Annotated in this window: 7 protein-coding genes; 5 read left to right on the top strand and 2 right to left on the bottom strand. The window is 44.7% G+C overall.

The genetic code is table 11. The features are described from left to right. Positions 1–500: 500 nt before the first annotated feature. Positions 501–962, top strand: a complete 462-nt coding sequence (locus KO531_RS16870) for an RNA-binding protein (protein WP_113941557.1) — start codon at positions 501–503, stop codon at positions 960–962. A gap of 36 nt (positions 963–998) precedes the next feature. On the opposite strand, the gene murI is transcribed toward KO531_RS16870, so the two are convergent. After that, positions 999–1823, bottom strand: coding sequence for a glutamate racemase (gene murI / locus KO531_RS16865; RefSeq protein ID WP_173497015.1), 825 nt, complete (start codon positions 1821–1823; stop codon positions 999–1001). A 222-nt stretch (positions 1824–2045) separates the two neighbouring features. On the opposite strand from murI, the gene trmA reads away from it, so the two are divergent. Next, positions 2046–3143 carry a tRNA (uridine(54)-C5)-methyltransferase TrmA gene (gene trmA / locus KO531_RS16860; protein ID WP_219251751.1) on the top strand — a complete coding sequence of 366 codons (1098 nt, stop codon included), beginning with the start codon at positions 2046–2048 and terminating at the stop codon, positions 3141–3143. A gap of 107 nt (positions 3144–3250) precedes the next feature. Here trmA and fabR read toward each other — a convergent pair whose 3' ends face one another. Beyond that, positions 3251–3865, bottom strand: a complete 615-nt coding sequence (gene fabR, locus KO531_RS16855; protein WP_105251021.1) for an HTH-type transcriptional repressor FabR — start codon at positions 3863–3865, stop codon at positions 3251–3253. Between the two features lie 144 nt (positions 3866–4009). Here fabR and KO531_RS16850 point away from each other — a divergent pair, with 144 nt between their 5' ends. From KO531_RS16850 to mnmH, 3 genes are all read left to right on the top strand, one after another. Next, positions 4010–5116, top strand: coding sequence for a fatty acid desaturase (locus KO531_RS16850; RefSeq protein ID WP_028759426.1), 1107 nt, complete (start codon positions 4010–4012; stop codon positions 5114–5116). A 95-nt stretch (positions 5117–5211) separates the two neighbouring features. Continuing rightward, positions 5212–6270 carry a selenide, water dikinase SelD gene (gene selD, locus KO531_RS16845; protein ID WP_105251019.1) on the top strand — a complete coding sequence of 353 codons (1059 nt, stop codon included), beginning with the start codon at positions 5212–5214 and terminating at the stop codon, positions 6268–6270. Continuing rightward, complete coding sequence (gene mnmH, locus KO531_RS16840; protein WP_219251750.1) at positions 6270–7376, top strand: tRNA 2-selenouridine(34) synthase MnmH; 1107 nt, start codon at positions 6270–6272, stop codon at positions 7374–7376. Before selD ends, mnmH begins: the two co-directional genes overlap by 1 nt. Positions 7377–7439 lie beyond the last annotated feature (63 nt).

Here is a 7439-nt window from a genome sequence, read left to right as displayed (position 1 = left end):
AAGCAGTTTCGATTAACTCAACACCTGTGAGTGTCCACACAGATTTGCTTGATAAATTGTTAAAGAGCGTTGACCACACACTGAGTTTTCAGCGGGTCAGGGCTGCGTATTTTACGCATTCCCGTTAGTGCGTCAAGTAGTTTTTTCAACTTTCTCAACACTCATCGTTTAGCTTGCTAACCGATGAACTGCTTGGCTTTCTTTGCTTAACTTGCGTTACGCTGTCTGCCGTGTCAGTGGATGCGCATTATAGGGAGATTGAGAAAGTCCGCAAGGGCTTTTTATCGATCATTGAATCGCACGTCGATATTTTAAACGTTATGTCCATTTTTTAGCTTATAAGCTCTATTTATCGGAGATAAGTAAGGTTTTTTATCTAATAATTGATAATTCACGCTCAATATTTCAGCAATGGTCTAGTGTAAAAGTAAATAATTCATTACCATATACTTGCTGTTAACAGTTATTTATCAATTTCCCATTCATCAGAGAGCATTCTTATGCAAAAGTCATTTCTTATTGTCTTGATTGTCGCCATTATTGGCGCAGTAGCACTATCTCAGTTCGCAACGCCATTATCAGCTATTGCTTTTGTCGCTGGCGCTATCATTGCAAGTCTTGTTTTTAAATTTGTTCCAGAGACTTCATCATCTCATGCTTCAGAAGAACAATATGTTGGCCCTACAATGACCTTATATGTAGGTAACCTGCCTTATCGTGTTCATGAGGGTGAAGTAAAAGTACTATTTGGCGAATTTGGCCCAGTAAACTCTGTACGTTTAGTCAGAGATCGTAAAACGGGTCGTCGTAAAGGTTTTGGTTTTGTGGAGATGTCAGAATCAGGCGCTCAGAAAGCCATGGTTAAACTGAATGACTATAGTTTCCAAGAAAGAACCTTAAAAGTAAGAGAAGCAAAAACACAAGATTCGGAAGCTGCCGACCGTACAGGGACAGACGAGTAGCATTACCGCTTAAACTGTTTTGCTTTATTTTGTAATTTAGTTGGTTGTGGTGATTCGTTCGATAGTTGAAAAGCCACAATCAATTAATGTTGTTGTTAACCCTTCGCTGATTCCCATCTTAGTATAGAAAGCTTGCATCACTGACTCCCTTACTGCTTCTCTCTCATCTGTTACTCTGTGCTCTTCCAAAATAAGATTCTGTTGCGTTAAAAGAGTGACAACTCGCTTAGCAATAGCAGCGCCAGAATCCATTAGTTTTACGCCCGCACCGAGCACTTGTTGTAATTCAGCTTTGATCATAGGGAAATGAGTGCAACCTAGTACGAGAACATCCAATTGTGCGGCAACGACTGGTGCCAGTAACTGTGCCAATCTATGCATATCCAACATTCCAGTCGCCACTTTTTGTTCTGCCATCATCACTAATTCAGAACAACCAAAGAGTTCGACATGGCAATCATCAGCAAATTGGCTGATGAGTTCATGGGTATAATGACGCTTAACTGTGCCAGGTGTAGCCAAGAGTCCAATACGTTTACTCTTAGACATTAGAGCGGCGGGTTTAATGGCGGGGACAACACCTACGACAGGGACAGTAAGATGTGCACGTAATGCCGGTAACACAACAGTACTTGCGGTATTGCAGGCAACGACCACTATCATTGCATTGGTACGAGCCACGAGATCGCATACTAATTCGACACAGCCAGAAATTAATACCTGCTCTTCCAACTCTCCATAGGGCAACCTAGCGTTGTCGAAAAGATAGCAATAGTCGCTATGGGGTAAACTCTTACGGATTTCAGCCAGAACAGATAGGCCACCAATCCCAGAATCAAACACTAATATAGGTCGCGACAAGCGAATCTCCAGTTTCGGATATATAAATAAACTATATAGATTGGACGCATTAACGATTCGATGGCTGCTTTACTGGCGGAATCCAGCCAAATACCATAGAACCACATTCAAGTGCGCGGATTTTCCCATAGCTTTGCGAAAACAGCAAAAGCAAGATACTGGACATTCGTGTCACCTAGTATAATATTTGCGCCCCAATTTACAGCAACGGTGAATCAAACAATGAACTTAGCAGCAATGGACCCTCAGACTTATGATGCGCAGTTAGAACACAAGCGTATCAAGCTAGAACAAGCCTTTGCCCAATTTGAAACACCGAGTGTTGAAGTTTTTGCCTCAGAGCCAGCTAATTACCGTATGCGCGCCGAATTCCGCATGTGGCATGATGGTGACGACTTATACTATTACATGTTCGATAAAGTATTGAATGAGAAAGTACGTTGCGATCAATACTTACCAGCTAGCGTACTCATCAATCAAATGATGTCGGCCTTAATCGCCGAACTGAAACCGAATCCGAGTCTAAGGCACAAACTGTTCCAAGTGGATTTTTTGTCGACTTTAAGCGGCGAGATCTTAGTGTCTTTGCTTTATCACAAGCAGCTTGATGACCAATGGCGCGCCGATGCGACTGCACTGAAAGCCAAGTTAAGTAGCCAGTTTAACGTCAATATCATCGGCCGTGCCCGTAAGCAAAAAATCGATTTAGATAAAGACTTTGTGGTTGAGTCATTACAAGTAAATGATAAAACCTTCTTATATAAGCAAATCGAAAACAGCTTTACTCAACCCAATGCCAAAGTTTCCGTAAAAATGCTGGAGTGGGCTATCAATGCGACTCAAAACAGTAAGGGGGATTTACTCGAGCTCTACTGTGGTAATGGCAACTTCTCTATCGCACTGGCGCAAAACTTTAATCGCGTATTGGCCACCGAACTCGCTAAGCCTTCAGTCGATGCGGCGCAATACAATATCGAAGTGAATGGTATTGATAATCTGCAGATTATTCGTATGTCAGCCGAAGACTTTAGCGATGCCATGGCGAAGAAACGCAGCTTTAGACGTTTAGAAGGTATCGATCTTGACAGCTATGTTTGCAACACCATTTTTGTCGACCCACCACGCGCGGGGATTGATCCTGATACGCTGGCGCTAGTCCAAGGTTATGAGCGGATTTTGTATATATCCTGCAACCCAGAAACCTTAAAAGATAACCTGCAACAACTGAACGAAACCCATAAGGTGACCCGCTTTGCCTTGTTTGATCAGTTCCCTTATACAGATCACATGGAAACGGGTGTACTACTCGAGCGTCGTTAATCACTTCAGATAAACTGAGCTCGACTGCATAACACTTCAACGTAAATTCGCTAAAAATAATGGAGCCTTAGGCTCCATTATTTTAGTAAATCTGCATCTCACTCAGATTAGCGGTGTTCAACCTTATGCTGCAAAGCCTCGGCGCCTTTGGCGACCATGCGCAATTGCATGACTAATTGATCGGCAAGAATTTTGCGGTCAGCCCGTTTCATATCTAATGCGGAAGCGCCAGCATTAAACACCAGTGTCACTAACGCTTCAGCCTGTGCACGGGCTAGCAAGGGGGTTCGACCCGCTTTGGCTTCGGTATAATGAGCCAATTCAGAAATAAAATGTTCAATTTCGCGGGCAACTGCCGCACGGAATGCTGCCGAGGTTCCAGAGCGTTCATGCAATAAAATACGGAATACGTTTGGATTCGAATCAAGCACTTCCATAAAGGTATCAACGGAAATACGGATCACACTGCCACCCACTTCAGCTCGCTGACGGCCTTTACGCATCATCTGCCTTAGGGTTAACCCGCCCTCATCCACCATAGTAAGGCCAAGTTCGTTCATATCTTTAAAATGGCGATAAAAAGATGTCGGCGCGATATTAGCTTCCCGAGCAACCTCTCGCAAACTCAGACTTGAGAAACTGCGCTCAGCACTTAGCTGATTAAAGGCCGCATCGACTAAAGCTCTGCGAGTTTTCTCTTTTTGCTGTGCTCGAATACCCATTCTTAAATCCGCTAACTGAATGTAATAACGCGATAATACCGCTTTTAGGCATTAAACACAGCCCCATCGTCCTTGACCAAACAATATAGCTAAGCTAAATTAGCTTACAGATGTACGCTCAAAAGCGAATTTTGGAAACCTATAATGAAAAAACCCCCTATCATCTGGCTTAATGTCAGTCTGTTTGCCATCACTTTCCTCAGTGCGGTAATTTTAGTTCCATGGCGCGGTATTGTTCATGGCTATGGTGCCAGTGAATGGATCGCTTTTATTGTTTTAGCCTTTGCCAGTGGCCTGTCAATCACCGCAGGTTATCACAGACTCTGGTCACACAAGGCCTATAAAGCCCATCCGGCGGTGCGTTTTATATATGCCCTTGGTGGTGCTTTAGCATTACAAAACAGTGCATTGCACTGGGCATCTGATCACAGAGTTCACCACAAACACGTAGATGATAACGACAAGGACCCGTACTCAGCCAAAATGGGATTCTGGTACAGCCATATCGGTTGGATGCTGCGTGAGTATCAGTCGCAACGCTATCATGATTATCAAAATGTGCGTGATCTGCAAAATGACCGTATTGTCATGTGGCAACACAAACATTACCTCGCACTCGTTTTGCTGATGAACATTGGACTGCCAGCACTGCTTGGCTGGCTCAATGGTGACGTGCTGTCTATGTTATTGATGGCGGGTTTATTGCGTTTAGTGGTGGTGCATCACTGCACTTTCTTTATCAACTCTTTAGCCCACGTGTGGGGCAGTCAGCCTTATACCGATAAGAATACCGCCCGCGATAATGGCTTCTTGGCCATGTTGACCTACGGTGAGGGTTATCATAATTTCCATCATATTTTCGAAAATGACTATCGTAATGGCATTAAATGGTGGCACTACGATCCAACCAAATGGTTGATTAAGTCATTATCTTGGTTGGGATTAGCTAAGGATTTGCGTACGAGTCCACAGGAACGTATCGAGAGCGCACGCTTACAGATGCAGTTATTACGTACCAAGCGGAAGGTTAATAACCTGCCTAATGCCGATGAAATTATTGAAAAAATCCAAGCAGAGTATGAGTTATTAAAGCTGCACTTAATGGATTACTATCAAGCACAGAAAACCTTGCTTGAGGCCAAGCGTAAACAACTTGTCGATCAGCAACTATTGCAACAAGTTGAAGAGCTAAAGGCGCGTTTCTTAGTCCAGCAAAAACATTGGCGCAGCCTGACCGCAACTTATAGCTAAGCCACAATTCTGCCCGAAAGTCATACGGCCACCTTGCATGGTGGCCGTATCTGATTATGATGATGCCTTAATCACTTAAATAGGCTGTTGAGATCATGTCAGATTCCCCAGTTACACTCCCAGAATCAATCAAGCTAACAGAATATAGTCATGGCGCAGGTTGTGGCTGCAAAATATCCCCTAAAGTGCTCAGCACTATCTTAGCCTCGCAATTACCTGTATTTACCGATCCAAATCTGCTGGTTGGCAATCAGAGCCGCGACGATGCTGCAGTGTACAAACTCAATGATGACATAGGCATCATTAGCACTACCGATTTTTTTATGCCAATTGTTGACGATCCATTCACCTTCGGTCGTATCGCAGCGACCAATGCGATCAGCGATATTTATGCCATGGGCGGCACGCCTATTATGGCGATTGCAATTTTAGGTTGGCCAATCAATAAACTACCCGCAGAAATCGCACAGCAAGTGGTCGATGGCGGCAGACAAGCCTGCATGGAAGCGGGGATCATGCTAGCCGGTGGTCATAGCATAGACGCACCCGAACCTATTTTTGGTCTCGCGGTTACCGGGCAAATTGCCTTAAGTGATTTAAAACAGAATGATACCGCTAAAGCCGGCGATCGTTTATATCTCACTAAACCTATCGGCATTGGTATTTTAACCACAGCGCAAAAACAGAAAAAACTCCGCGATGAAGATAGTCTCATTGCGGTCAATGCCATGTGCCAACTCAATACTATAGGCGCGACCATAGCAAAAATTAGCGGTGTAAATGCCCTGACCGATGTCACAGGTTTTGGACTGGCGGGACACTTACTCGAAATGTGCCAAGGCGCCAACCTCACTGCGAAGCTTAAATTTGATGCAGTGCCATTGTTACCACGCGCCTTAGATTATTTAGCTTTAGGTTGTGTTCCTGGTGGGACTCACCGTAATTACGACAGTTATGGCGAGCATCTCCCTGAACTCAGCGAGCATCAAAAAGCGATACTGTGCGATCCGCAAACCAGTGGTGGCCTGTTAGTTGCCGTCTCTGCCGCAGCTGAAGCGGAATTAATCGCCCTACTCGATGCGAACCACATAACCCCAATCTGCATTGGGTCACTGGAAACACCGACCACAGCAGCGAATGTGGTGTTGTGCTGATGCCAAGCGCTATTATAGCCGCAGAGCAATATCGGGAAATTCTCCTCAACCAACATCCCATAATGGATGTGCGAGCGCCCATAGAGTTTACTCGAGGTGCGTTTCCCAACTCGACCAACTTGCCCTTGATGCTGGATAGTGAAAGGGAAAAAGTCGGTACTTGTTATAAGCAATTTGGTCAGCAAGCCGCGATTGCATTAGGTCATTCACTAGTGAATGGTCCCATCAAGCAACAGAGAATCGAGGCTTGGGCTAGCTATGTTAAAGCCAATCCTAATGCTTACATTTATTGCTTTCGCGGCGGCCTGCGCTCGCAACTCACGCAACAATGGCTCAAAGAAGCGGGGATCGAAGTCCCTTATATTCAGGGTGGCTATAAGGCCATGCGCCAATATCTGATTGGCGTGATTGAAGCGGCACCGACTCAACAACCGTTATTGAGTTTGAGCGGGATGACGGGCTGCGGTAAAACCGATTTTCTACTACAGCGTAAAGAAGCGGTTGATCTTGAAGGGATAGCCAATCACAGAGGCTCTAGTTTTGGAAAGAATATCGACCCACAGCCAACGCAGATTAACTTTGAAAATCAACTCGCCATTGCCTTGCTACAGCACCAAACAAGTGGCGCGGCGTGTTTACTGCTCGAGGATGAAAGCTTCCTGATTGGGCGTTCGGCGCTGCCGCAGACATTTTACAATGCCATGCAAGCCGCTAATGTTTTAGTGCTAGAAGAGTCGGACGATGCGAGGCTCGAACGCTTACGCTATGAATATGTGCATAAAATGTATAGCGGCTTCTGTGAGCGCCTAGGGCCGGAAGCAGGTTTTGCGGCTTTCAGTGAATATCTATTACAGAGTTTAGTGAGCATTCGCAAACGTCTAGGCGGAAAACAACATCAAGAACTGCAAGATTTGATGCAACAAGCCCTCGATCAACAAATCAACCAGAATGACACTTCGCTGCACTTAGTCTGGATAAACCTGTTATTGCACAAGTATTACGATCCTATGTATCAATACCAATTACAGAAAAAGTCCGAACGTGTTCTTTTTAAAGGCTCACATCAAGCGATGCACGAATGGTTGGATAGTTATCAAACTCGATAAATTACCCACGCATAAATGAGATAACCGCGAACATTAGATCCGCGGCTATCACTTTATTTCATG

The sequence above is a fragment of the Shewanella sp. NKUCC06_TVS genome, from assembly GCF_019345515.1.
Lineage (GTDB): Bacteria > Pseudomonadota > Gammaproteobacteria > Enterobacterales > Shewanellaceae > Shewanella > Shewanella oncorhynchi.
Note: the sequence above shows the minus strand (reverse complement) of the source record. Positions and strands in the feature narration are given on the sequence as shown.

Coding starts and splice junctions, on each gene's coding strand:
- selD (WP_105251019.1), top strand. CDS start 5,212: ATGTCAGATTCCCCAGTTACACTCCCAGAATCAATCAAGCTAACAGAA.
- mnmH (WP_219251750.1), top strand. CDS start 6,270: ATGCCAAGCGCTATTATAGCCGCAGAGCAATATCGGGAAATTCTCCTC.
- KO531_RS16870 (WP_113941557.1), top strand. CDS start 501: ATGCAAAAGTCATTTCTTATTGTCTTGATTGTCGCCATTATTGGCGCA.
- fabR (WP_105251021.1), bottom strand. CDS start 3,865: ATGGGTATTCGAGCACAGCAAAAAGAGAAAACTCGCAGAGCTTTAGTC.
- KO531_RS16850 (WP_028759426.1), top strand. CDS start 4,010: ATGAAAAAACCCCCTATCATCTGGCTTAATGTCAGTCTGTTTGCCATC.
- trmA (WP_219251751.1), top strand. CDS start 2,046: ATGAACTTAGCAGCAATGGACCCTCAGACTTATGATGCGCAGTTAGAA.